The organism is Peptoniphilus obesi ph1 (assembly GCF_000311865.1).
Taxonomy (GTDB): Bacteria; Bacillota; Clostridia; order Tissierellales; family Peptoniphilaceae; genus Peptoniphilus_E; species Peptoniphilus_E obesi.
In genome coordinates, this window is sequence record NZ_HE978580.1 from 135,421 (window position 1) to 160,792 (window position 25,372).

The following is a 25,372-nucleotide window of genomic DNA, read 5'->3' on the forward strand; positions in this document are numbered from 1 at the left end:
TATCAAGGGTTATTTATTTGCCTTCTATTTTCCATGGCAGTTGAAATTGTTAATTCGTCATAATATTCTAAGTCTCCTCCAACAGGAAGTCCATATCCAATTCTTGTAACTTTTATATCTATATCTCCTAAAAGTCTAGAAAGATAAAGCGCAGTTGTATCTCCATCCACTGTTGGATTTGTCGCTATTATAACTTCTTTTATTTCTTTATCTGAGAGTCTATTTAAAAATTGCCTAATTGTTAAATCTTCAGGTCCAGATCTTGAGTTTGGCGACAACACTCCATGCAAAACATGGTAGAGACCATGATAACAATTAGATCTTTCCATCGCTTCTATATCTTTTGGATATTCAACAACACATATCTGAGACCTATCTCTTTTAAAATCTGAACATATCTCGCAAGGATCTTTATCTGTAAAATTTGAACATATGCTACATCTTTTTACATTTTCTTTTGCACCAACTATTGAAGATGCAAGTTCATTTACGCTTGATATATCCTGGTCAATTATATAATAAGCAAGCCTTTGAGCTGTTTTTTCTCCAATGCCTGGTAGCTTTCTTAACTCTCTTATTAAATTTTCAATAGATTTAGCTCTAGTCTTCATCTTATAGGCCTGGTATATTTAAGCCGCCAGTTAATTTACCCATTTCATTGTTAGTTTTTTCTTCAGCAGTTCTTAAAGCTTCGTTTACTGCTGCAACTACTAAGTCTTGAAGCATATCTACATCATCTGGATCAACTACATCAGGATCAATTTCAACTCTAACAAGTTCCTTGCTACCGTTTACTACTGCTTTTATAGCTCCTCCACCTGCATTTGCTTCAAATTCTTGTTCTTTAAGATTTTCTTGCATTTCTTCCATTTGTTTTTGAAGCTTTTGTACTTGCTTCATCATATTATTTACATTCTTTCCTTGTGGAAATCCTTGAAATCCTCTAGCCATAATTCCTCCTATATTCTATTTAAATTTTCTTTACCAATTATTTTTTCTAGATTTCTTATAGCTTCTTGCTTTTTTTCATCTTTATCTAGTATAAATCTTACACTTATATCTCTATTATAATAGTTATTTAGAAAATCTTCGACAAATTTTGTGTTTTCTTGGTTGGATATTGCTTCATAATTAAAAGCATCAGCCCTATCATATTCTATTATAAGGGTTTTATTTTTATAGTCGACTGCTTTTCCAGAACTAAGTAGAATTGGGATATTCATCCTGCCTCTTTTTCTAAGTTCAATCAAAATATTATTCCAATCACTTTTTATATTCTCTATGGATAAATCATCTTCATCTTTTGAGTCTAAGTCTTGAGAATTTTTTTCTTCTTCTTTTTTTTCAAGCTTATCTTCTTTTTCTATTTTTTCTTCTTTTTCAGGCTTGATTGTTTTTTCATCAATAGTATTTATATTTTCTACTTGCCTTTTATTTTCTTTAAGATCTTTTTTTTCTTTAACTTCTTTGTTTTCTATTTGTCCTAAATTTTTTAAATTATTATTTTTAGGATCAGCAATATAATCCTCTAGCTTTTTTATCCTTGCTTCTAAAGAATTTGAACTTAATTCAACTATTTTGATTATATTCATCTCAAGAATTGTTCTTTTGTCCTGAGCATATTTCATATCAGCTAGCATCTTATTTAAAATATTAATAATTTCTAGCAAAGTTGTATTATCCATAATTTCTGCTAATTTTCTATATGAATCAAGGTCTGTTGTATATAAAAGTTCCTTTGGATCTTCAATTAATTTTATCACTAAGATATCTCTTAGTCTTTTTATCAATTCATCAACTAGAATTAAAATATCCTTGCCATCCTTATACACAAGGTCTAATTGATCTATTGCAGCTCTTAAGTCTTTGTCTATTAAAGTCTTTATCAAATCATAAATTAATTTTTCAGACGAAATTCCCAAAACATCAATTGCAATATCATAACTTATATAGTCTTGGTCAATTGATAAGAGTTGATCTAAAATAGAAAGTGAATCTCTCATAGATCCGTCACTATTATTCGCTATTAATTCAAATACTTTCTTATCACAAGACCTGTTTTCATTTTTGCAAATCTTTTCCAGATTTTCTACTATTTTTTCTTTTGATATTCTTACAAAATTATATTTTTGAGTTCTTGATAAAATAGTTGCTGGAATTTTTTCAATTTCAGTTGTTGCCAATATAAAAATTAAATGGCTTGGTGGTTCTTCTAAAACTTTTAAAAGAGCATTAAAAGCTCCCTTAGATAACATATGAACTTCATCTATTATATAAACCTTATATTTTAAATTTTGAGGTGGATAAACTACCTTTTCTTTTATATCCCTTATATCATCTACTCCGTTATTAGAAGCAGCATCCATCTCTACAACATCAAGAGATCTATCAGATGATATGGCTTTGCAGTTTTCACATTCATTACAAGGCTCTCCATCAATAGGATTTAAACAGTTTACTGCCTTTGAAAAAATCTTCGCAGCTGATGTTTTTCCAGTACCTCTTGTCCCAGAAAAAACATATGCATGAGAAATTTCATTCTTTTTTATTTGATTTCTAAGAGCCCTAGTAATATTATCTTGTCCAAGCAAGTCTTCAAATTTTTCAGGTCTATATTTTCTATACAATGCCCTATACATTATCTCACCTCCATAATATTATAATATTTAAACTTTACTTAAATTATATCTTAAAGTCTGGATAAGATTAAGTTTTAAGTGGTAATTTCTAATTAAAAATAAATTTCCAATAGATTTAACAACTTTTTCACATACTTTTCACACTCAAACTATAAATTAATAACTGTAAAAGAGAGTATGAAATATTACTTATAAAATATTTTGGAGGTATAAATAATGAAATTAAAAAAAGTTTTAAGTATTGCAACTGTTGGAGCACTTATGGTAGGTATGGTAGGATGTAACTCAGCTAAAACTAACGAAGAAGCAGCTACTAACAACGCTGTAGAAGAAACTCAAAACGCTATCAACGAACAAGCTGAAGCTAACAAAAACCAAGTAGAAGCTAACGCTCAACAAGAACAAGCTGAAGAAGCTCAAGCAGAAGCTGAAGTTGAAGAAAACGCTGAAGCAGCTCAATAATTTAATTTAGATTTTAAAAGGAAAGCTTATTGGCTTTCCTTTTTTTATTTATATAAAAGATTTGCAAAGCTTATGTTATAATATTATGCAAAGAAGGTGATGTAATGTTTTGCCCTAATTGTGGGAAAAAAGTTTCTGATCAGGACAACTATTGTAAATTCTGTGGTAAAAATATTAGAAATGTAAAAATTACAATCGATACATTAGACCAAGAAACTGATGATTTATCTTACAAAAAATCAGAAAATAAAGGCACTAGCCAATCTACAATTGTTTTTAAACCTCTAGATAAAGATAAACTCGATGATATTAATTCTACTAACAGAATTAAGAGTATTATTGATGAGGTTGATAAAAAAATATCTAATAATATAGATCAATATAAATCAAATTCATCTCTAGCAGACCATGCCCAAGGTCCAAAGCTAGAAAAAAACGAAGAATTGAAGGATTTCTCTAAGGACCAAGAAAAGTTTAAAACTTTAAAACCAACTAATAAGATTATCGAAAGAGATAGTTTTGAAGATTTTGAGTCTGATAATTTTGATGATTCTGTTAAAAAGAAATCAGGCAAGAAAAAAAGATCCTTAAAAGAAATGTGGTCAGATTTTATAAATGAAGATGATGATGAATTTTCAATTTTCTCTTCTGTCGAAGAAGATATTGAAGAAGATAATAAAAATGTTGAAATAGCTGCAACTAGCTATCATCCAGAGTCCATGGAAAATACTATGGATATTCCAAAAACTGAAATTGAAAACGCTCTTAGTAATTCTATTTATGTAAAATCTAAAAAAGCTGATGAAAAATCTGATAAGTCCGAAAAATCTGAATACATAGAGGATTTAAATACAAATATAATTTTTGATAAAAATAATAAAAATTATGATGCTGTATTAATTGACTCTAAGAATATGGATGAAGATATTGATGAAGATATTAAGGAAGATAAAGAAGTTGAATCTTTAAATTATAAATCTTTTACAGATATGGTTAATAAACAGCTAGATCTTGAAAAAACAAAATCTGAATCTGAAAAGGATGAAAAAGATGATGAGTCTTTGGAAAAAGATAATACAGGAATTATAAATAAATTAAAATATAAATTTAATAATAAAGATCATAGCGATGATAAAGATAAAGATGCTGATAAGGATTTAGGAAAAACTATTTCTAAAAATATTGAAGAAGTTGAAGAAGCTGAAGAAAAACCAAAAACAGATGCTAATTTATCTGAAGATAGTAAGCCTAAAGAAGAAAGTATAGGCAGTGATTTAAAGGTTGATTCAACTGTTAAAGATAAAAAAGATTATAAAAGTTTTATCTACCAAAATATTTTAAAATTTAATGGACTTATGACAAATACCAAAAATAAAATAAAAGAAAAAACAAATGAGAAATATGAAAGATTTTTACTTATAGCTGCTTGTCTATTATCAATAATACCAGTCATTATAGCAAGTTTATCAATTAGTTTATCTTTTAGTTTTTCCATAGTGTTTTTAATTGTTATAAAAATCTTATTAAAGCTAGCACAATTTTACTTATCACTAAGTGTTACGGTTGATAAAGCGTGGATTGATACTAGCCCAGCTGAAATAAAAGAAAATGTTGTATTTAATTATTTCATCTGTGAAATTTTCCTTTTATTAGGATTTTTAGTATCACCTTTTAATGGATATTTGCAATTTGATATTTTAAGTGCCTTTACTCCACTACCTCTTGCAACTATATTGGTAACTATACTGGCTGTTTTGATTTCTATTTGGCAATATTGGGGACAACTTAAAAAACAAGAAAAACTTAATTTTATAGCTTGGTATGTCATTGTATTTTTAGTAATCGACTTCTCTGCTAAAATATTTTTTGTATTTGCAAATTTAATAATCAATTAAAATTTATTTTAAACAAAGTATTTCAATAAAAAGAAATGCTTTGTTTTTTTATTTTTGCCTAGCTTTTATACTAAGCTAATTTAGGGTACAATTACTATATCTGAATGGAGGAAAAATTTTGAAATATATAGATGTTAAAAGTCAATTAATAGAATATTTTAAAAATGGTGAGACAAAAAGCTCTGATTATAAAGTTGGAGCTGAATTTGAACACTTTATTATAGATAAGAAAACTTATAAAACAGTTTCATATTATGGGAAAAACGGAGTTGGAGAAAGCATTGGAGAACTTTGTGAAATTTTTTCAGCTGATCCTATAAAAGATGGAGATTATATTTTAGGTTTCCAAGCTGAAAATTTTGCTATATCTACAGAACCTGGATCTCAATTTGAAGTGAGCATCAAGGCACAAGACTCAATAGAAAAATTAGAAAAAATCTACCTTGATTTTATAAACACAGCAAAAAACTTATTTAGTAAAAAAGGTCAATATATGCTTTGCCTTGGCTATCATCCAGTTACAAAAATAGACGAAATTACCCTACTTCCTAAAGAGAGATATAGACACATGTTTGAGCATTTCAAAAAAAGAGGAAGCATGGCACACAATATGATGAAGGGGTCTGCTTCTGTTCAAGTGGCTTTGGATTATACATGCGAAGAAGATTTTAAGGAAAAATACTTTGTTGGCTCAGCCATTAGTCCAATCCTTTATTCAATCTTTGATAATTCTCCAATCTTTGAAAATAAGCCTTATGAAGAACATAATCTTCGTGAAAAAATTTGGGAAAATACAGATTCTGAAAGATCTGGACTTTTAAAGCTTGGCTTCGATGAAGACTTATCCTATGAAAAATATGCAGATTTTATCTTAAATACCACTCCTATTTTTGAAGAAAAAAACGGAAAAGTATTTGATGTTAGTGACAAAAAATTATATGAAATCTTTGAAGAAGATGATGGAGAAGATTTAATCTTTCATGCTATATCAATAGTATTTCCAGATATTAGACTTAAAACTTATGTAGAGTTTAGAATGTTTGATTCCGTTCCTTATCCTCTAAATTATTCAATAGTAGCCTTGTTAAAAGGATTATTCTATAGTAAGGAAAATTTAGACCAGCTAAAAGAAAAATTTAAATCAGTCGACTATCAAACTTGCATCCAAGCAAAAGTCGACAGCGAAAAATATGGTCTAGCTGCTAAATACCTAGGAAAAACCATACTAGAACATGCTAATGAACTTGTAGAAATGGCAAAATCTGGACTTATTGATGAAGAGAAAAAATATCTTGATCCTTTAGAAAAACTTTTAGCAAGCAAAAAAACTAGAAAAGAAGCTATGTTAGAAATTTTAGAAGATCAAGGATTGGAAGGTCTAATCAAGGAAAGTATCTTAGAGGTGGAAGATGAACAATAAATACGCAGAAGAATTTTATCAAATAGTAAAAGAAGATCCAAAAAAATACTTTGAAGATTACAAGAATTTGCAAAAAAGAATAGACTCTGACTTTAAAGAAGTTACTGGCAAGGTTGTAAATAACTTGTACCAAGGCTATTTTTATAATAAAGATGAAAAAGAATTTTTCTCTCAAATAGCTGACATGCTTATGAATATAACTAGAAAAGTTACAGAAAATTATCTAAAAGATGAAAGTTATAGAAAATTATTCAACTTCCCTAAAGTTTTAGAAGATTTAATAATGCATGATCCTAAATATGATATTCCCGTTCCAATTTGCAGGTATGATATGTTTTACAGAGACAAGGACAATATCAAATTTTGTGAATTTAATACAGATGGCACCTCAGCCATGAACGAAGAATATATAATTGGTAGAGAACTAGAATCTTCCCTAGCCATGAAAAAATTCAATGAAAAATATAAATCAGAAAATATCAACACTTTTGAACCTTGGGTTGAAGAATCAATAAATATCTACAAAAAATATTGCAATAAAAAAGAAAAACCAAATGTAGCAATTGTAGATTTTATGGATGTTGGAACTCAAGCCGACTTTGTATATTTCAAAAGATTTTATGAAAAGGCTGGCTATAATTGTGAGATCTGTGACATTAGAGATTTAAAATATAAAGATGGAAAGCTAATGCACGATGATTATGAAATTGATTTAATTTACAGAAGATTTGTAACCATAGATTTTCTAAACCATATAGATCAGCTAGAAGATTTTATAAAAGCCTATTATGACGATGCTTTTATAATGCTTGGATCTTTTAGATCACATATTATGCATTCAAAATTAATTTTTTATGCCCTATTAAAAGATCAAAGCCTTGCCTTTTTAAATGATGAAGAACAGGAATTTGTAAAAAAACATATACCTTTTACTGATATATTATCAAAAAATAATAAGGATGAGGTTATAGAAAACAAAGACCAATATATTATCAAACCTTTCGATGGCTATGCTTTAAGCGGAGTTTTCGTTGGAAAGGACCATTCCCCTTCCGAATGGGAAAAGATTGTAAATAAAGCACTTGAAACTCCTTATATCTACCAGGAATATGTAAATCAAATTCCAAAAAAATACGTAGATTTTACAGATGATGGACAAGCAGTTTTAGAAGATTATTTCTCAGTCGTTGGACTCTACATTTATAATGAAAAATTCATTGCCCCTTACACAAGAATCGGTAAAGAAAATGTTGTCGGAGGAACAAGCCATTACTTCGTTGCACCTAACATATTAATTTGTTAAAATAAAAATAGGTGATTTGATGGATTTATCAGGATTTTTAAGTGAATATTTTAGTGAGGAATTAGTAGTATTTATAATATCTATGCTGCCATTTTTTGAACTCAGGCTAGCAATTCCCCTTGGAATTTCACTTGGACTTTCGATAGAAAAAACATTTTTGTATAGCTATATAGGATCCATGATACCTTCAATTTTAATAATTTATTTTATTAGAAAAATATTCAATTATCTAAGAAGTATTGGACTACTCAAAAATACAATAAAAAAACTGATTAAAAAATCTAATTTAAAATATGAAAATTTAATGAAATACAAAATGCTAGGCTTATTTTTCTTTGTGGCAATTCCTCTTCCGGGGACTGGCGTTTGGTCGGCATCTTTAATTTCTGATGTCGTCAACTTAGATAAAAAACTATCGCTAGTTACAATTGCACTTGGAAATTTTACAGCCGGAATTTTGATCCTAAGTTTGAGTCATATAGCATTTAATTAAAAATAGCCTAAGCTAATTAAAGCCTAGGCTATTTTTTATTCTTCTTTTAATTTTTATATTGGTCTGCAAATTAAAACTTAACAACTCCAACAAAAATACCCTCCTTACTGGTTTGTCCAGCATATCAACTTGATAATTAATAAAGAGGTTTTTTATATAGTCTACTAATTAATTTTAAATTTAATTATGAAATATTGATTCTAAATTCTTTTTGACGAGTTTTAATAATTCTTTGGTTAATTTTTGGATATCTTCTCCTAGTATTATTCCCCGAGGGTATTTGAATTTATCATTCCAAATATAGTTAAAAGTTTTTGTATCCATGCTGCTAATTTTTCCTATTTGTATTGCATAGATTTCTATGTCCTTGTCTATTAATTTTTTTACTATTTCTCTTGTTGCTCCTGGAAAAGTCGATGCTCCATCTGTTATTTCAAATATTATTTTGTATTCTTTTTTGTTTTCTATCCTTTGTTTTTGTCCTGGACTTATATTTTTATATATTTCTCCGAGACAAGCTGCATCGTCGGTTGTTCCGTCTTCTGCATTTATTTTTACAAGAGATGATATTATTTTACTTTCTTCTAAATCTTTTTTATCTTCAAAGTTTTTGATTTTGTAGTGATCTCTTCCAAAAAACCAAGTCTCTGTTAAAACTTCAATTTTTTGATTTGTTTTCCCTGCTTCTATCTGCAAGTATTTATTGAAGTCTTGTATTGATAGAAGTGTTACTGCTAAAGTTTTTCTTGTAGCTTCAATTTTTTCTTTGTTCATTGAGCCTGAATTATCTATTAAAAATGAGATTTCAATTTTTTCTGGCAACATTTTATTTTGAGATTCTAAGAAGTTTTTATTAAATATTTTTAAATTTTTATAATTACCCTTCTGCTCCGCTTCTATAAATTCTGGATAATTATATATTAAATCATCCACATTCAGCTTGCCCTTGATTTGTCTATTTCTTTCTACATTCACTTCTTTTTTCGCTGAACCTATTAATTTTTTCCAAAATTCTCTCATTTCTTCTCTTTGAGCTTTGGTTTTATTTGCATAGAAATTAAATAAGTCTATTTCGTCCTTGCTTAGTCCATAGTCTTGCATGATTTTTCTATTGTGCTCTTCTGTAGAAGATATATTATTTATTTCTTGATTTAAAATTTCTTCTAAACTTTCTTCTACTTCTCTTCTTGTGGATTCTAATTTGCTTCCTGACTTTTCTTTTTGACTTTTTTCAAAGAATTTTTCCCCTGCTTCTTCGCTGCTATTTTCGCTTGTCCCCATGGAGTCTATTTCTTCTATCCAATATTTTTTAAAGCTTGGATAGATAAAGGACTTTATTAGCGGATCTCTTTTTTTAATTCCCTGGTCCTGATTTATTTCTTTTATAAGTTCTTTATTTAAAAAGCTATAAATGGACTGAGATAAAATTTTCGAATCAAACTTTTCTTCTATTTCAGATTTTAAATCTCTGTTTTCTTTATATAGGTCCCAAATTAAAAAACTTTTTGCAAAGGCTTGGTGAGAAAGGTCTGAAAATATTTCTTCTGCATCTTTTTTGCCTCTCATATATTCTATAATTTTCCCCTTTTCTTCCTCATCTCTATAGACTGGGCAAGTTTCTAAAACTCTTAAAAAACCTGCATATTTATCCATTTGAAATAAAAAATCTAGGATTTCTTTTTTTACATATTCTCTTAAAAATTTTGCTTCTATTTTATTTTCTTCATCTACAAGCTGGTCTACTTTTTTTGAAATATAATGTGTCATCTCATCTATTTCTTTTTTCCAGTTTATTTGCCTAGATAAATAAACTTTTGCATTTTGCTTCCAATCTGGATATAGGGCAAGCTCATAATAGATATGAAACAAGATTTCATTGTTGTCTAAGTCCTCATCTAAAAAACTAGCTAGGGGCAAGTATAAGATAGCTTCTTTTGGCTTGAGTAAAAATTTTTCTAGATTTTCAGATCCAATATATCTAAGGCCTGGCTCTCTAGTAAAAGTAGATAGAGATTGTTTTTGTTTTTCTAAAAATATTTTAAGATTTGCTTCTGCTTCTTTTTTTAATTTGCTTTTATCTAGAGTTTCTCTATTAATTCCAAACATTTTTAAGCTCCTATTATTTATATAAGTCTAAATCGTAAAGTTTTTCAATTGAGTTTAATCTATCTATTTTCAAGATATAAAAGTTGCCGTCTAAGTCTAGGCCTAAATAATTTGAAGGATCCAAGACTACTAAGTTCATTAAGAAAATATCATCTTGGCTAATTTTTGAATTTACTTTCCACTCTCCAAAATTTTCCTCAAAAAGATATAAAAAACCATCTGCTGTCAAGATAATTGCCGTTCCCTCATTAGTTTTAATATTAAATAAATCGCCCTTTAATTCTTTTTCTGATTTTTTTATTTCTTTTCTTTCTAAATCATATAGGATAAGTCTTCCTTGATTTCCCAAGATTGCACAAGTTTTTCTATCAGAATTTTCATTTTCTAAAATTTCTAATTTATTTATAGGGCCATCTAAGATTTTTATTTTTTCTTCTATATCTATTTGATTTTCTTGGACTTTTACTTGTAAAAAATCTCCGCTACTTGTTGCGATTGCAAATTTTGACCTAGAAATTTTTACCAAGTATCTTATTTCATCAACCAAGTCTGATAAACTTATTTCAGATTTTATTTCAAATCTTAAATCAGCCCTATTGATTTCTAGTAATATCAATTGGTCTTTAGCTGTTTGGCATATAAATTTATTTTCATCTAGCTTAATTACATTTTCAAAGCTTTCAAAATCCTTATCAATTTTATTAATCTTTAAATTATTTATATTTTCGAAAACATCTTTTATATCTTTGCAAGAAAAGACAAATATTTGTCCACTTGCAGTAAAAACTAAAGTCTGGTCTTTATCTAGTGGATAGATTGCAATTACTAGCTTTTTAAAATCTTTAATAGCTGGACTTAATTCTATTTTTCCATCTTGTCTGTCTAAAATCCTAGCAAAATACATTTTTAAGTCTGAGCCTGCAAAGATAAATATATCTTTTTCTACTTCTAAGTAGCTTTTTAAATAGCTATTAAACTCGTATGTTCCTTCCATTTTTACTGGTAAAATATTTATTTTAGTCTCATAAATATCTGGAGCATAAAGTCTGTAATATGGCAAAAGTTCTCTCAGGATTGTTTTTTCTTTTTCTTCCACTTCTAGTAATTGATCCTTAAAATTCTCTTTTAGTTTGCCATCTTCTAGAGTTTTATTTAAGTCTTCTCTTAGTTTTATTAAGTTTTTCTTAAATTGATTTGTATCTACTGAAAATTTCATTTTTTATTATTTTCCATATCTGTTAAATAATCTAAAAGATATTTAGAATGTTCTAATCGATTTAATCTTTGGTCTAAATTCTCATATTCTTCTATCGAGATTTTATCTTCCTGGTCAATTTCTTTTAAAAATTCTTTTAAAGCATCCGGTAATTCTTTTCTTTCTGGTGCTGGACCAAATATTATTTTTATTAGGTCCAGATAGCTTAAAGTCTCTGTTTCTCCCCTTGTATATTCATAGGGTCTGGTCCTTACATCTTCATATTCTTGGCTTACTTTGCCAAGATTTTCATTTTTGATAGTCCAACCTTCCGATTCTTTGAAAAATCCAAATCGCACAGCTTGAGATAAAATATAAGCTTGGTCTTTTGGATTTGTGATTGAGCTGATAAAGCCATCCCACAAGGCTAGACTTAAGTCTTTTTCTTCGCCTAAATTCCAATTATCCAATACTCTTAATATATTTCTAAGTGATAGGACAGATTCTTTAAGTTTTGGCATATCAGAAGATGAATCTTTATCCTCACTTGCAACAAGTTTGCCCATAAAAACTTCCTGGGTTATTCTAGATAATTGAGTTAGATTAAAAAGTTCCTCTAGTGTTCTTCTTGGAGTTGGAATATGAAGATTGCCCTTATTATCAGCAAGTCTTACTAATAAAATCCTAAATAGTTCATTTTTCTTATTATCAACTTGATTTTTTAAAGATCCCCTTGTATTTTGGTCTACATAATTATATTCCATGGTTAGAAAACGAGATTTAAAAGCTGGGTTGAGCTCATTTGTCGCCTCATAGCTTACAGATTCTGTTGATAAGTTTCCAGTTCCTATTAGTCCAAAACCTTTTTGTATTTTCACTGGACCAACTCCTGTTATATATGCTTTAGAGCCAATTTTACTTTGTAAAATATCATTCAAGCCTATTAAATTTTGCATGGCTATGGTATTAAGTTCATCGATTATAACTGGTTTTCCGTTTTTTACAGCTAGTAAAATTTCTCTTTCTATTTTCTTTACTACCGTTCCATAAGTCGTATTTCTAGCAATAAATATTTCTGAAATACTATCCCAAACCTTACTTTTAATTAAATCTTGTTTTTCTGGATCTATATCATTTAATTCTTTGCCATGAACCTTCGTCCATTTAAAATATTGGTCTACAACTTCATCTATCATTTCTAGGTTGGACTCATCAGCAGCAGCTTTTTCTAGAGATAAGGTCTTTTCCACAAACATATCTTCATATGTTAGATTATAAGATCCTGATATAAAGTATGGATTTATATATTCCATTTCTTCCTGATTTCCTTCTCTTAGAAGTTTTTTATAGTAATTTCTTCTAGCTTCTTTTATTTCTCTAAATTTTTCTAGCACTTCTTCTTGGCTAGCATTTTTATTTTTCAAAAACCATTTTTCCATTTCTTCTTCTAATTCTTTTTGAATAATATTTTCTAGCCTAAATTCAATTGCTGCCTCTCTTGCTATTTGAGTTTTTCCACTGCCCAAGTGTCCTATTATATAAACTGGAGTTGCTTGTTTTAAAGATTCTATAATTTTTTTCTTTGCAGTTAATACATAATTAACTTCTACAAGTCCCTTATTGTAGCCAGTTTGTATATCTCTTAGTAATTGTCTATGATAATAAAATTCCCAAGCTTCTTGTGAAAAATTAACAAGATCTTTTAATTTCCTAGAGTATTCATTAATTTTATCTATCCTGTATCTTGTTTGAAAAGTGCTGGCATGAAAATTACCATTATAAATTTCTTGGCTTTTATTTCTCTCCATCTCCAGAAAAAACTTTTCGTAGTCAATTAAATTTTCTAGTTCTTCTATTAATTTTTTTTGATAATTTTTTTCAGTCTTTAAATAATTTTCATATCTCTTTAATATTGAATTTTCTAGACAATCTTGTCTTTTATCTTCATAATTTCTAAAACTTTTAAAAAATTCTCCTGATTCTAGTTGCGAATTTTCTTTATCTTCTGCTGCTTCTTGCCTTAAAGCATCTTCATATAGTTTTTGAATCTCATCCAAACTAGGAATAGCTTGATCTTTCAAGATCTTTTTATCCATGAGAATACTCCTCTGTTTATTAGTATAAAAAAGGGACGATTAAAAACCGTCCCAATTTCTATAATAAATAATAAAATATCTTAAATTATGTTAAATTCTTTTAACATTTCTTCTATTTCAGTTCCCTTTATAAGTTTTGCTATTTTTCTCTTTTCTAGTGGGCTAAGTGGAAGTTCAGGTTTTTTACCATCTAATAGAGAATTCATTCCATTTAGAAGATACCTAATGTCATATCTTGAAGCATAAACTTCTGGCACAGCTTTTTCGACTCCGCAAAGCACATATACTGCTTCCATAGCTGTTCTTCCTGAGTATTCTGTTGTAAATACTGTATCTCTTCCTGGATCGTCAAGAGTTTCTGCAAATTGTCCTAAGAAGGCAAAGTTCACTCCTCCCTTAGGCACAACTAGTGGTCTATCGCCAAATTTTCTAGGCATAAATTGAGCTGTAATGTAGGGCATCATAACTGGCACAGCTGTACAAGTTTCTGCAAGTGCATCAATTTCATTTACTGGAACACCTATGTGGTATAACCATTCTTTTGTAATTTCTTTTCCTGTACAATCTCTCATTTTCTTTTTGATATAGTCGCCTTCAACATCTGTAAATAGTCCGTAAACCCATACAGCTATATCATTTTTAGGTTGTTCTGGATATTGTCCTTGTCTATTTATTGTCCAAGATATTAACCAACTTGAATCTACACAAGTTACTAGACCACCAGTAACTGTTTTTCCAGTATAAGGACTTCTCTTTGTAATTTTTTCAATGTATTTTATAACAGAATCATCGTGGCAAGTTATTGTACATGATTCCCAATTACTTTTTTCTACATCAGAGCAAAATACTTCAGGCTTACCAAAGTCATCAGATTTTTTAGCAATGTTTTTCCACATTTCCCAGCAACCAGTTTGTTCATCTGAAAGTTCTGCTGGTGTGTTATCATCACCATAACTTGAGTTTTCTGTCATAGATCCATTAGTTATAAATAAAAGATCATTTTCTGTTAAGTCAATAGACTTATCATTGCCATCCTTATCTTCAGCTATAATTTTTGTAGCAACTTTTTTATTTTCAGAAATATCAAAATCTACATCTGTTACTTTAATATCGTATTGGAAATTACATCCATGGTCTTCAAGGTACTTAACCATTGGCTTAACAAGTGAATTGTATTGGTCGAATCTTGTATATCTTGCTGCTGATAGGTCAGTAAATCCATCTACATGGTGGATGAAACGATTTAAGTATAGTTTCATTTCCAGTGCAGAGTGCCAATTTTCAAAGGCAAACATTGTTCTCCAATAAGTCCAGAAATCTGAATTTAAAAGTCCATCAGAAAAAATATCTTCAATTGCTCTATCTTCAAGGTCTTCATCTCTTGTCATACAAAGTTCTGCAATTTCTTTAACTTGGTCTTGAGTTAAATTAAAATTACCATCATCATATTTTTCACCTTGCTTGTGGGTGATACGGCAATTGCTGAAGTTCGGATCGTCATAATTTGTGTAATAATAAGAATCCAACACGCTCATTTCTGGATCTTCAATACTTGGAATTGAGCTCCAAATATCCCACAGACATTCAAAATGAGCTCCAGTTTCTCTACCACCACGAGCAACATATCCCCTAGTTTCCATGCATTTACCATCCAGTGATCCTCCAGCTATATCTAATTGTTCTAAGAAAGTAATTTTTTTACCTTCCATGTGAGCATCTCTAATTAAAAAACATGCTGCACTAAGTGATGCAACTCCTGTTCCAATTAAATAAGCAGATTTTTCTTCAATTCCTTCAGGTTTTCTTGTCTTAACTAATCTTTGAAAATCTCCGTTTGTAAGTTGCAATCTTTTATCATAAGTTTTAAGTTCCATAATATCCTCCTTTAGTAGTCTTTATCATTTCTTCTATCTTAATTAGAACACTATTCTGATAAAGTATCATCTACCAAAAGAACTAACTTGGGTTAAATTTACCCAATTTCAAAATTTTGGGTAAATTTTTCTAACTTTTCACTTCTTTTTAAAGATAATAAAATATTTCCATCCATCAATTCTCCTATTCTTTGTATAATAAGCTTAGGATCAGTCCTCATATCAGTAGCGACCCACTGTATCAAGGAACTACTCAAAGCACACTGGTAAAAATAAGCAATTAATTTTATATCAATCTCTTGTGCATCTGTATTTTCTGCCATTAAACTTACATATTTATTCATAATTTCACCAGATATAGAAAAAACATATTTTTCTAAGTCAATCTTGTAATCAGATTCATACATGTGTTTTATAGCTTTTTTATTATCTAATATAAATTTAGCCGCTAAAATAAAACCCTCTTCCCAAGATAAAGTTTCGTTAAACTCTTCAATTACCTTTTCAAGCTCTTCATCAAAAATTTCTTTTATAAGTTGTGTCAAATTTTCGTAATGATAATAAAAAGTTTTTCTCTCTATATTACACTGTTTAGCCAATTCTGTCACAGTTATATTATGTAAAGGCTTCTTATTTAAAAGCTTTATAAATTCTTTTCTTATTAGGTCTCTAGTGTAATTTTTAGCCATATTAACACCTCTTTTTTTAATAAACTCTGTATAATATACTTTCCCAATTTCTCATTTATTAAATAAAATAATTTTTAAAAATAAAAAAGCTATATAAAACCATATACATGGTCTATATAGCTTCCTATAATATATTAAAATCTATAAACTTACTTATTTAACCTTTCAACTGGTGTATCTATCCTGTATTCTTTTTTAGAATTGTATTTTATAAATAAAAATCCTCCATATAAAATAAAAACTAAAATCATTTTTATTACAAGATCATGCCAAGTAATTACATTTCCTTCTATCACACTCGGGTCAATATTATCGCTAAAAAATAATATAAGATTATTGTTAAGATAATGTATACATACCACAGACCAGATTGATTTAGTCTTTGCATAAGCATAGGCAAAGAAAATTCCAACAGCAATACAAAATCCTATCTGGCTTAAAATAGAAGTCAACTGGCTACCATCAGCTGAATAATAAAATAAATTTAGGGGTAAATGCCATATTCCCCAAATAAAACCAAGCAAGATAATTCCCTTTCTCATCCCATACTTCTTTTGTAAAATCGGTTGAAGGAAAAATCTCCATCCATATTCTTCTCCCAAAAATGGTAAAAATGATAGTGGGAAATTCAGTATAATAATGAGAAGTAAAATTAACTTATCGCTAGATAAAAGTTGACTTATGCTCCCAAATCCTTCGGTTAAAGTAATTTCTAAAAAAGCTTCAAGAAAATATAATAGCAAAAATAATAAAATGACCAATAAATTTGATTTTAGTGAATATAATTTCAAATTTGCTACTTCTTTTTTGTCCTTACCTTCCATCAAGAAAGAAATTAATATAACAACAGAAAACACTACGACTAAAGTATTAACTAAATTAAAATCTTTAATAAAAAATTGAGCTATTAAACTAAGCATTGAAAGTATAGCAAAAATTATGTAAATGAAATAACTTCTCTTAGTTGTTTTTTCTAAATCAATCCCAGAAGTTAAAATGCCTAAAATAACTGCAAAAGCTGGAAAATACATCTGTAAAACAGCAAAATTTCCAAGTTCCATTCCTCTTTCTTTTGCAAAATATAAAAATATTCCAAGCATAACTACCAAAGAAAAATTAATAATTAAAAACTTCTTCAGTAAACTATCTTCCATTTCTTTACCGACCGTGTTGATTTCCATAACTGCCTCCTGATAAATTTATTTATATTTATTATATATTAAATTTATTAATAATAAAAATCCTAAAATTCTTTAAAAATAAAAATGGACCCATTGAGAGTCCATTCTTGATTTTTATTTTATTTTCGCATCAAATATTGGTAACTGCCTAGGGCAGCTGTTGCACCGCTTCCTTGTGCGATTACTATTTGTTTAAAGGCGCTGTTAGTGCAATCTCCTGCAGCAAAAACTCCAGGCATGCTTGTTGCTCCAACTTGGTCTACTATTATCTCGCCTCTTTGATTTTTTTCGATTCCGTCAATCCATTCCGTTACAGGCACTAATCCAACTTGAATGAAGCATCCATCTGTTGCTTCTTGATGAGTTTCTCCACCTATGCGGTCTTGATAAACAATGCTTTCAAGTTTTTCTTTTCCTTCTAGTGCTTTTGTTTCTGCATTAGTAACTACACGCACGTTTTTCAAAGTTTTTAATTTTTCTTGAAGGACTGAATCTGCTTTTAATTCTGGCAAAAATTCCAAGACTAAAACTTCTTTTGCTAGTCCTGCAAGGTCAATTGCAGCTTCTATTCCAGAATTTCCTCCGCCAATTACGGTAACTTTTTTGTTTTTGAAAAGTGGTCCGTCGCAATGGGTGCAATAAGCAACTCCCTTATTACGAAATTCTGTTTCGCCAGGGATGCCTATCAAACGCCACTTGGCTCCTGTTGCTATAACTACTGTTTTTGCTTGAAGCTCACCTGAATCTGTTTTGATTTTTATCGGATCAGCTTCTTGGATAGATTCTACTTCGACTTCATCTATTAGGTCTACCTTGTATTTTAAAACATGATTTTTTACAGCTTCCATAAATTCTGGACCTTCTGTGTAGCTAAAGCCTGTGATGTTTTCTATGGCTAAAGTTTCTTTTACTTGACCGCCAAAATCTTTTGCGATAAGTCCTGTTTTAATTCCCTTTCTAGCTCCATAAATTGCAGCAGTGGCACCAGCTGGTCCTCCGCCAATTACTAGAAGGTCATAAACTGGCTTATCTTTTAGTGATGGCCTATCTTTTTCTCCAGTAACCATATCAAGGATTTTGTTCAAGCTAATTTTTCCATTATAAAAACTTTTTCCGTTTAAAAAACTTGCTGGCACTGCCATAACTCCAAGTCCATCTACATATTCTTGGAAGCTTGCTCCATCTACCATGCGGTGGCTAATTTTTGGATTTAAGACCGCCATAATATTTAGAGCTTGAACTACTTCTGGACAGTTGTGGCAACTTAGGCTGACTACTGTTTCAAATGATAGTTCTTCATCTATTGATTGAATCCTCTTTACTTGATTTTCATCAATTCTTGGTGGGCGGCCGCTGATTTGTAAAAGTGCCAATACAAAAGATTCAAATTCATGGCCTAGTGGAATTCCTGCAAAGCTTATTCCAGATCTTCCTTTTGAAGAAAGATTAAAACTTGGTGTAAGTTCTAATTTTTTTTCTTCGATTTTCAAAAGATCTGATAGTGAAACAATTTCTTCTACAAAGTTTTTAACTTCTTTTGAGTTTTCTGAGTCATCTAAGCTAACAGTAAATATAACTTCTTCTTCTAGAAGTTGTAAATACTCTTTTAGCTGATTTTTTAAATTTTGGTCTAACATTAGATTTTACCAACTAAGTCAAGACCTGGTGTTAAAGTTTTGCCTGATTCTTTCCATTTTGCTGGGCAAACTTGTCCAGGATTTTCACGAACGTATTGAGCTGCACGAACTTTGTCATAAACTTGGCTTGCATCTCTTCCAATTCCGTCTGCATTAATTTCTACAGTTTGAATTATTCCATCTGGATCTATTATAAAAGTTGCACGTTGAGCAAGTCCTGCTTCTTCATCTAGGACAGAAAAATCTCTTGCAATTGATTTGTGAGGGTCAGCTAACATTGTATATTGTAATTTGCTAATAGCTTCTGAGTGGTCGTGCCAAGCTTTATGCACAAAATGTGTATCGCAAGACATAGAATAAACTTCTACTCCAAGTGATTGTAATTTTTCATATTGGTCTTGCATGTCTTCAAGTTCTGTTGGGCAAACAAATGTAAAGTCTGCTGGGTAGAACATAAGAACATTCCACTTACCTTCAAAATCTTTATTTGATATTGTTACGAACTCTTCTTTTTTTGGGTTGTAGCCATTAGTAGTAAACTCTGGCATTTTCTTTCCTACTTGTGACATTTACGTCCTCCTTTTTTTAATTAAATTTATTTAAAGTTCTATTGATACTTGTTATCATTTTATTTATACCCAAGATAAATTTTTTTACCCACTTAAAGTTTTTATATAACTCTTTAAATCTGTTTTTATATATTTTTATTTAAAAATATATAATTATAACTAACAAAAAAGCTGCGTCATTAAAAAAAACGCAGCTAATAATTCTATCTCTAAATATTAATTATAAGGTTTTTTATTAATATCTTTTTAAAATTTTTGCTCATCTAAAGATATAAGTTTACTTTTTATATTGTTGAGTTCAGTTTTTCCTGTATATATACTTACCATTCTTGTAATAAATATAGCTTTTGAGTTAAATACAAAATTATCTATAAAGAGTTCTGCAATATCTGGAAAATTATCACTATTTATAGAAACTTTTTGATCTATTATATAATCAATTAAAGAAAAGTTTTTCGTTGCATGATGATGTCTAGAAAAATATTTATAATAATTATTAAAATATCTTGCATCTTCTTCAATAAAGTACGTAATAAATTCACTAAATATATAAATTCTATCATCATTCCAAATTTTTATTCTTTCCCTTGTTCTAGGATATAATTCATTAGTAAGTGAAATTGGAAAGGCTGCTTTAGGTGAAGCAGTTAACTTATATCCATAAGATTTTCCCAAAGATAAGTAATGATATGCAGTAATATAAAAAACTTTATCTTCTATCTCATTATTCTTAAGTATATTGTGCAAAAATTTCATATACTCCCTGGTTAGCCTAGATTCAGCTTTGCTAATATCAAGTCTAAAATAATGAATTCTAGGCTGATATATTAGTCCTATTATATTATCACTACTTTTTTCATTATTTTCAAAATAATTCTTTAGTTTATTTTCCACTAATATAAAATCAGACATTTTATATTTTTCAGATAATTTTTTTATTCTATATTTTTCTCTTGGATACTTTAGTAAAAATTCATCAATATACTCATTAAGCTCTTTTATCATAAATCTCTACCCCTTTTTAAATATAAACCTTATTTTATAATTTTTAAATAAAGATTTTAATATTTTAAATTCTTGTCAATAAGGTTACTGATTTCTATAAATTGGTCTAGACTTCGAAATACTTGGAAAATTGCTGAACGAACATAAAATTCTTCATGATCTTTTGGCAAATTCATCATGTTGAAGTGGTCTTTTAAATGTTCTATTTCTTTTTTAAGTCCTATCATGTCGCCATCTTTGCTTAAATTATCAGAAGTTCTTATTAAAAGATCTGAAATATATTTACCATCTGAATATTCCATAGGGATGGTCCTTAGGTCATAATACATATCTTCGATTAGGTCCATTTCCCTTCCCCTTAGGTTTAATCCATAAAGCAGGTCGCTACTATTTTCGATTGAATTTTCATTTTCAATAATTGCAAGGTCAACTGCTTTTTTTATATCTTTTTCTAGTTTAGAAATCCTGTCTTCATATATTTTTAAATCAAGATTTTCTACAAGCGATTTGCCAAATAATTTTAGTATATATTTCATATCTTGGTCTATTTTTTCTATTAATTTATTTAATTTGTCCTGGTCATTGGGAGCATAAAAGTTTGTCAGCATGGCAAATCCTGTTCCTATAAAGACAAGCGCCATCTCATTTAAAATGATTGCTGGATTTATTTCTTCAAAAGCGATCAAGTGAGTTACGATTACGCTTGAAGGTCCAAGCCTCAATTCTATTTTTAATAGTAAGGATATTGGAACAAATATCAATAAATATATGCCAAAAACCCAAGTTGAATAAGAAATTTTTTCAAATAGTAATCCGCCTATTACAAGGGCTATAACTGCTGATAAAGCTCTTTTTAAAGCGGCTTCTGTTGTTGCCTTTCTAGTTTCTAATATATTTAATATCGCGATTATTCCAGCTGCAGATGCGTATTCAAGGGAAAGCTTTTTAGCTACAATTATTGCCAAAATAGCAGCCAGGGCTGTTTTTATAGTTCTAATAATTATTGTTTTATTCATTTAAACCTCTTTTTGTAAAATTATATAGCATTTTAGTGAATTTTTGTTTTTTTAACCCATTTTAGGTTCAATTACGTAGCTTATGCAGATTTTTTTATAGAAAAGCATATAAAAATTCCTTTAATTTTTAATTTCATATCTTAAACTATATGTGTTTTAAATCAAAAATTTTAAATATCAAGTTCAACTGTATATACACTTGACTTGTCCTTACCTGTTATCTGTACTATAATTCTAATCAAAATTTATAGGAGATAGATTTAAATTGGAAAATTTAGAAAAGTTAAACTTAGAAGATAAATTACAAAAACTAAAAAAATTAAAAGCTGAAAAAGATGCGGTCATTCTCGCCCACTATTATGTTAATAAAGATATACAAGACATAGCTGATTATATAGGGGATTCTTTTTTTCTTGCACAAAAAGCAACTGAGCTTAAAGAAAAAACTATAGTTATGGCTGGCGTTTATTTTATGGGAGAAAGTGTAAAAATTTTAAATCCAAGTAAAAATGTATTGATGCCAGACATTGAAGCAGATTGCCCTATGGCTCATATGATAAGTGTCGAAAAAATTAAAGAAATGAGAGAAAAATACGATGATTTAGCAGTTGTAACTTATATAAATTCTACTGCTGAAATTAAGGCCTATTCAGATGTTTGTGTTACATCTTCAAATGCTACGAAAATTGTAAATAAATTAAAAGAAAAAAATATCTTTTTTGTCCCAGATAGAAACCTTGGCGATTATATAAAAAAATCTTTGCCAAATAAAAATATCATTTTAAACGACGGATATTGCCCTGTTCATGATGAAATAAATATTGATGAAATCAAGTTTTATAAGGGCAAAGTGAAAATTCTTGCTCATCCTGAATGTAGAAAGGAAGTCCTAGACTTAGCTGACTTTATTGGGTCTACAAAAGCAATTATTAATGAAGCTGGAAAATACCAAGATGTTTTGGTTGTTACAGAAGAAGGAATTTTTACAGAACTAAATAAAAGATATCCAAATGTAAAATTTAGAAAGTTGAGCAATAGACCAATTTGCAATGATATGAAAAAATTAAACTTAGATAAGGTTATAGAAGTTATAGAAAACAATGAAAATCAAATCAATGTTAGTAAAGAAATTAGAGATAAGGCTCTAATACCTCTAAAAAGAATGTTGGACCTAGGCGCATAAAATGAAAAAATATGATGTTTTGATTGTTGGTTCTGGGCTTGCTGGAGTCAGCACAGCCTTGGAATTAAGCAAAAATTATAAAATTGCACTTATAACAAAGAAAAAATTAGCAGACTCAAACTCCTATCTTGCCCAAGGTGGTATAAATGTTTTAAAGGACGAATCTGATAGAAAAACTTTTATTGAAGATACCTTAAAAGCAGGCCATTATAAAAACTCTCTGCAAGCTGTTGAGAAAATGGTAGATAGCTCACAAGATGCAATCAAATTTTTAATTGATCTTGGAGTTGAATTTACAAAGAAGAGTGGAAAAATTGATTATTCCCAAGAAGGTGGTCATTCTGTTGCCAGAGGTCTCCATATCAATGATGAAATTGGAAAAGGGATCTTAGATGTACTTTATGAAAGAGTTAGGTCTAGGTCTAATATAGAAATATTTGAAGATACGCCAATTGTTGATGTTATTGTAAAGAATGGCAAATGTTATGGTGCAAGGTCTGAAAATGAAGTATTTATGTCAACAAACGTGGTTCTTGCAACTGGTGGACTTGGAGGACTTTTTGACAAAAGCACAAATTTCCCACACATATGTGGCGACGGATATGCTATTGCAATAAAAAATGGCGTAAAACTAAAAGATATTTCTTATATTCAATTCCACCCAACTTCTCTCTATGAAGAAGGAGTTGATAGACAATTTTTAATTTCTGAATCTGCAAGGGGCGAAGGTGCCCTACTTTTAAATCACAAAGACGAAAGATTTACAGATGAAATGAAACCAAGAGATATTGTGGCAAATGCAATACAAAAAGAAATGAAAAAAGAAGACGTAGACTTTGAATATTTATCAATGAAGCCACTTGGAAAAGATAAAATTCCAAATAGGTTTCCTATGATTTTTAACGAATTAAAAAATAAGGGCATCGATCCAAGATACGAAAATATTCCCATAGTGCCTTGCCAACACTATACTATGGGCGGCATAGAGTGCGACATATATGGTCGGACTAATTTAGAAGGACTTTTTGTAGTTGGTGAAGCTGGAAATGTTGGTATTCATGGTGCAAATAGACTTGCTTGCAATTCACTTTTAGAATGTGTCGTTTTTGGAAGACTTTTGGCAGACTACTTAAATGAAAATAAATTTGAAGATAAAGAAATAGATTATAAAATTACTGATGCAAAATTTGACAAAGAAAATGAAAGTAAAATTATTTTTGAAAGGATAAGAGAAGATGAAAAAGCTAAGTCCATTACTAATTGACAAGTATATTATCGCCGCTCTAAAAGAAGATATGAATAATGGAGATATTACAACAGATGCAATTTTAAAAGATGAAAATGGCCAAGTAAACCTAATTGCAAAGGATAATGGAATTTTAGCAGGCCTTGATGTATTTAAAAGAGTATTTGAAATAATAGATCCAAATGCAGATTTTGAATTTAATTTTTCAGATGGAGATGAAATCAAGAAGTCTGACTTGATAGGAAAAATAAATGCAAAAGCAAGTGCAATCTTAAAAGCTGAAAGAACTGCCTTGAATTTTTTGCAAAGGATGAGTGGAATTGCAAGCTATACTAAAAAAATGGTCGATGCTCTTGATAGTGATCATGTGAAAATTTTGGACACTAGAAAAACTACTCCTAATATGAGGTTTTTTGAAAAATATGCAATAACTTTGGGTGGTGCCTATAATCATAGATATAACTTGTCTGATGGTATTATGATAAAAGATAATCACATAGATGCTGCTGGTGGAATAAGGAATGCAGTTGAAAGAGTGAGAAGTATAAATCCTTTTGTAAAAAAGATTGAAGTTGAAGTGGAAAATTTTGACCAATTAAAGGAAGCGCTTGAAGTAAAAGCTGATATAATTATGCTAGATAATATGGACATCGAAGAAATAAAAGAGGCTTGCAAGATAATTAATAAAAAAGCTATTATAGAATGCTCAGGAAATATTAGCCTTGAAAATATTAAGAATTATAGAGATCTAGACATTGACTATATTTCTTCTGGTGCAATAACTTACAGCGCAGGCGTCTTAGACCTATCAATGAAAAATTTAAAAATTTATTGAGGAAGATATGAATAATCCAAAATCAAGAAGAGAAAGTTTATTAAAATTTTTATATGAAAATCATAAACCAATATCTGGAGAAAATTTAGCAAAAAGCTTTGATGTTACTAGACAAGTAATAGTTCAGGATATAGCTATACTTAGGGCTGGTGGAAAAAATATTGTTTCAACTAATAGAGGTTACTATCTAAATGAAGCTAGAACACAAAAAGTTTTTAAAGTTAAACACAGTGATCGAGATATAAGAAAAGAATTAAATTCAATTGTAGATTTAGGCGGGACAATTAAAGATGTAATAGTTCACCACAAAGTTTATGGAGAGATAAAAAAAGATTTGAATTGTTCATCTAGACGAGACATAAAAATATTCTTAGATAAGATGAGTAAAGAAAAATCCAAACCTTTAGATGTGTTAACTGGCGGAGTTCATTTCCACACAGTTGTTGCAGAAAATGAAGAAATCATTGAAGAAATAGAGATGGTTTTGAAAGAACTTGGATTTTTGATAGAAGAAGAAACCACCAGTTA

General features: G+C 29.4%; 22 protein-coding genes. 9 read left to right on the plus strand and 13 right to left on the minus strand.

Annotated elements, in window-relative coordinates:
* Positions 1–2: 2 nt before the first annotated feature.
* Genes recR through dnaX form a run of 3 tightly spaced genes read right to left on the minus strand, consistent with a single transcriptional unit; the run spans position 3 to position 2,639 of the window.
* Positions 3–611 (minus strand): recombination mediator RecR, encoded by a 609-nt coding sequence (recR, locus tag HGPB_RS00545; protein ID WP_019131734.1) that lies wholly within the window; start codon positions 609–611, stop codon positions 3–5.
* Position 612: 1 nt separating this feature from the next.
* Complete coding sequence (locus tag HGPB_RS00550) at positions 613–951, minus strand: YbaB/EbfC family nucleoid-associated protein (RefSeq protein ID WP_019131735.1); 339 nt, start codon at positions 949–951, stop codon at positions 613–615.
* A gap of 8 nt (positions 952–959) precedes the next feature.
* A complete protein-coding gene (dnaX, locus tag HGPB_RS00555; RefSeq protein ID WP_019131736.1) occupies positions 960–2,639 on the minus strand; it encodes a DNA polymerase III subunit gamma/tau in 1,680 nt (559 codons plus the stop codon).
* Positions 2,640–2,855: 216 nt separating this feature from the next.
* Between dnaX and HGPB_RS00560 the strand changes: the two genes are divergently transcribed.
* The 5 genes from HGPB_RS00560 (at position 2,856) to HGPB_RS00580 (ending at position 8,212) form a co-directional block, all read left to right on the plus strand.
* The gene (locus HGPB_RS00560) at positions 2,856–3,101 is read left to right on the plus strand and encodes a hypothetical protein (protein ID WP_019131737.1); all 246 of its coding nucleotides are present in this window, start codon (positions 2,856–2,858) and stop codon (positions 3,099–3,101) included.
* Between the two features lie 104 nt (positions 3,102–3,205).
* Positions 3,206–4,996: a zinc ribbon domain-containing protein gene (locus tag HGPB_RS00565; RefSeq protein WP_019131738.1), complete on the plus strand. Its 1,791-nt coding sequence runs from the start codon at positions 3,206–3,208 to the stop codon at positions 4,994–4,996.
* Between the two features lie 118 nt (positions 4,997–5,114).
* Positions 5,115–6,416, plus strand: coding sequence for a glutamate--cysteine ligase (locus HGPB_RS00570; protein WP_019131739.1), 1,302 nt, complete (start codon positions 5,115–5,117; stop codon positions 6,414–6,416).
* Positions 6,406–7,719 carry a glutathionylspermidine synthase family protein gene (locus tag HGPB_RS00575; RefSeq protein WP_019131740.1) on the plus strand — a complete coding sequence of 438 codons (1,314 nt, stop codon included), beginning with the start codon at positions 6,406–6,408 and terminating at the stop codon, positions 7,717–7,719. Before HGPB_RS00570 ends, HGPB_RS00575 begins: the two co-directional genes overlap by 11 nt.
* Before the next feature lie 19 nt (positions 7,720–7,738).
* Entirely contained in the window at positions 7,739–8,212 is a 474-nt protein-coding gene (locus tag HGPB_RS00580) for a COG2426 family protein (RefSeq protein WP_019131741.1), read from the plus strand.
* A 180-nt stretch (positions 8,213–8,392) separates the two neighbouring features.
* On the opposite strand, the gene HGPB_RS00585 is transcribed toward HGPB_RS00580, so the two are convergent.
* The 10 genes from HGPB_RS00585 to HGPB_RS00630 all read right to left on the minus strand — a co-directional run bounded on the left by HGPB_RS00585 (position 8,393) and on the right by HGPB_RS00630 (position 21,580).
* The gene (locus HGPB_RS00585) at positions 8,393–10,318 is read right to left on the minus strand and encodes a vWA domain-containing protein (RefSeq protein ID WP_019131742.1); all 1,926 of its coding nucleotides are present in this window, start codon (positions 10,316–10,318) and stop codon (positions 8,393–8,395) included.
* Positions 10,319–10,331: 13 nt separating this feature from the next.
* Positions 10,332–11,534, minus strand: coding sequence for a hypothetical protein (locus HGPB_RS00590; protein WP_019131743.1), 1,203 nt, complete (start codon positions 11,532–11,534; stop codon positions 10,332–10,334).
* Positions 11,531–13,609 carry a P-loop NTPase family protein gene (locus tag HGPB_RS00595; protein ID WP_019131744.1) on the minus strand — a complete coding sequence of 693 codons (2,079 nt, stop codon included), beginning with the start codon at positions 13,607–13,609 and terminating at the stop codon, positions 11,531–11,533. Before HGPB_RS00595 ends, HGPB_RS00590 begins: the two co-directional genes overlap by 4 nt.
* Before the next feature lie 80 nt (positions 13,610–13,689).
* Positions 13,690–15,483: an oleate hydratase gene (locus tag HGPB_RS00600; RefSeq protein ID WP_019131745.1), complete on the minus strand. Its 1,794-nt coding sequence runs from the start codon at positions 15,481–15,483 to the stop codon at positions 13,690–13,692.
* A gap of 98 nt (positions 15,484–15,581) precedes the next feature.
* Positions 15,582–16,172, minus strand: a complete 591-nt coding sequence (locus tag HGPB_RS00605) for a TetR/AcrR family transcriptional regulator (RefSeq protein WP_019131746.1) — start codon at positions 16,170–16,172, stop codon at positions 15,582–15,584.
* A 149-nt stretch (positions 16,173–16,321) separates the two neighbouring features.
* Positions 16,322–17,353 carry a CPBP family intramembrane glutamic endopeptidase gene (locus HGPB_RS00610; RefSeq protein ID WP_019131747.1) on the minus strand — a complete coding sequence of 344 codons (1,032 nt, stop codon included), beginning with the start codon at positions 17,351–17,353 and terminating at the stop codon, positions 16,322–16,324.
* A 119-nt stretch (positions 17,354–17,472) separates the two neighbouring features.
* Positions 17,473–18,990 carry an alkyl hydroperoxide reductase subunit F gene (gene ahpF / locus HGPB_RS00615; RefSeq protein WP_019131748.1) on the minus strand — a complete coding sequence of 506 codons (1,518 nt, stop codon included), beginning with the start codon at positions 18,988–18,990 and terminating at the stop codon, positions 17,473–17,475.
* Positions 18,990–19,559, minus strand: a complete 570-nt coding sequence (gene ahpC, locus HGPB_RS00620) for an alkyl hydroperoxide reductase subunit C (RefSeq protein ID WP_019131749.1) — start codon at positions 19,557–19,559, stop codon at positions 18,990–18,992. Before ahpC ends, ahpF begins: the two co-directional genes overlap by 1 nt.
* Before the next feature lie 246 nt (positions 19,560–19,805).
* The gene (locus HGPB_RS00625; protein WP_019131750.1) at positions 19,806–20,564 is read right to left on the minus strand and encodes a hypothetical protein; all 759 of its coding nucleotides are present in this window, start codon (positions 20,562–20,564) and stop codon (positions 19,806–19,808) included.
* Between the two features lie 56 nt (positions 20,565–20,620).
* Positions 20,621–21,580 (minus strand): aromatic acid exporter family protein, encoded by a 960-nt coding sequence (locus HGPB_RS00630; protein WP_019131751.1) that lies wholly within the window; start codon positions 21,578–21,580, stop codon positions 20,621–20,623.
* 265 nt (positions 21,581–21,845) lie between these two features.
* Between HGPB_RS00630 and nadA the strand changes: the two genes are divergently transcribed.
* The 4 genes from nadA to HGPB_RS00650 form a co-directional block, all read left to right on the plus strand.
* A complete protein-coding gene (nadA, locus tag HGPB_RS00635; protein WP_019131752.1) occupies positions 21,846–22,763 on the plus strand; it encodes a quinolinate synthase NadA in 918 nt (305 codons plus the stop codon).
* A gap of 1 nt (position 22,764) precedes the next feature.
* Positions 22,765–24,027 (plus strand): L-aspartate oxidase, encoded by a 1,263-nt coding sequence (locus tag HGPB_RS00640; RefSeq protein ID WP_019131753.1) that lies wholly within the window; start codon positions 22,765–22,767, stop codon positions 24,025–24,027.
* Positions 23,999–24,844 (plus strand): carboxylating nicotinate-nucleotide diphosphorylase, encoded by an 846-nt coding sequence (nadC, locus tag HGPB_RS00645; RefSeq protein WP_019131754.1) that lies wholly within the window; start codon positions 23,999–24,001, stop codon positions 24,842–24,844. The genes HGPB_RS00640 and nadC overlap by 29 nt, the downstream gene beginning before the upstream one ends.
* 7 nt (positions 24,845–24,851) lie before the next feature.
* Positions 24,852–25,372 (plus strand): transcription repressor NadR (locus HGPB_RS00650; RefSeq protein WP_019131755.1); only part of this gene is annotated, 521 nt, incomplete at its 3' end.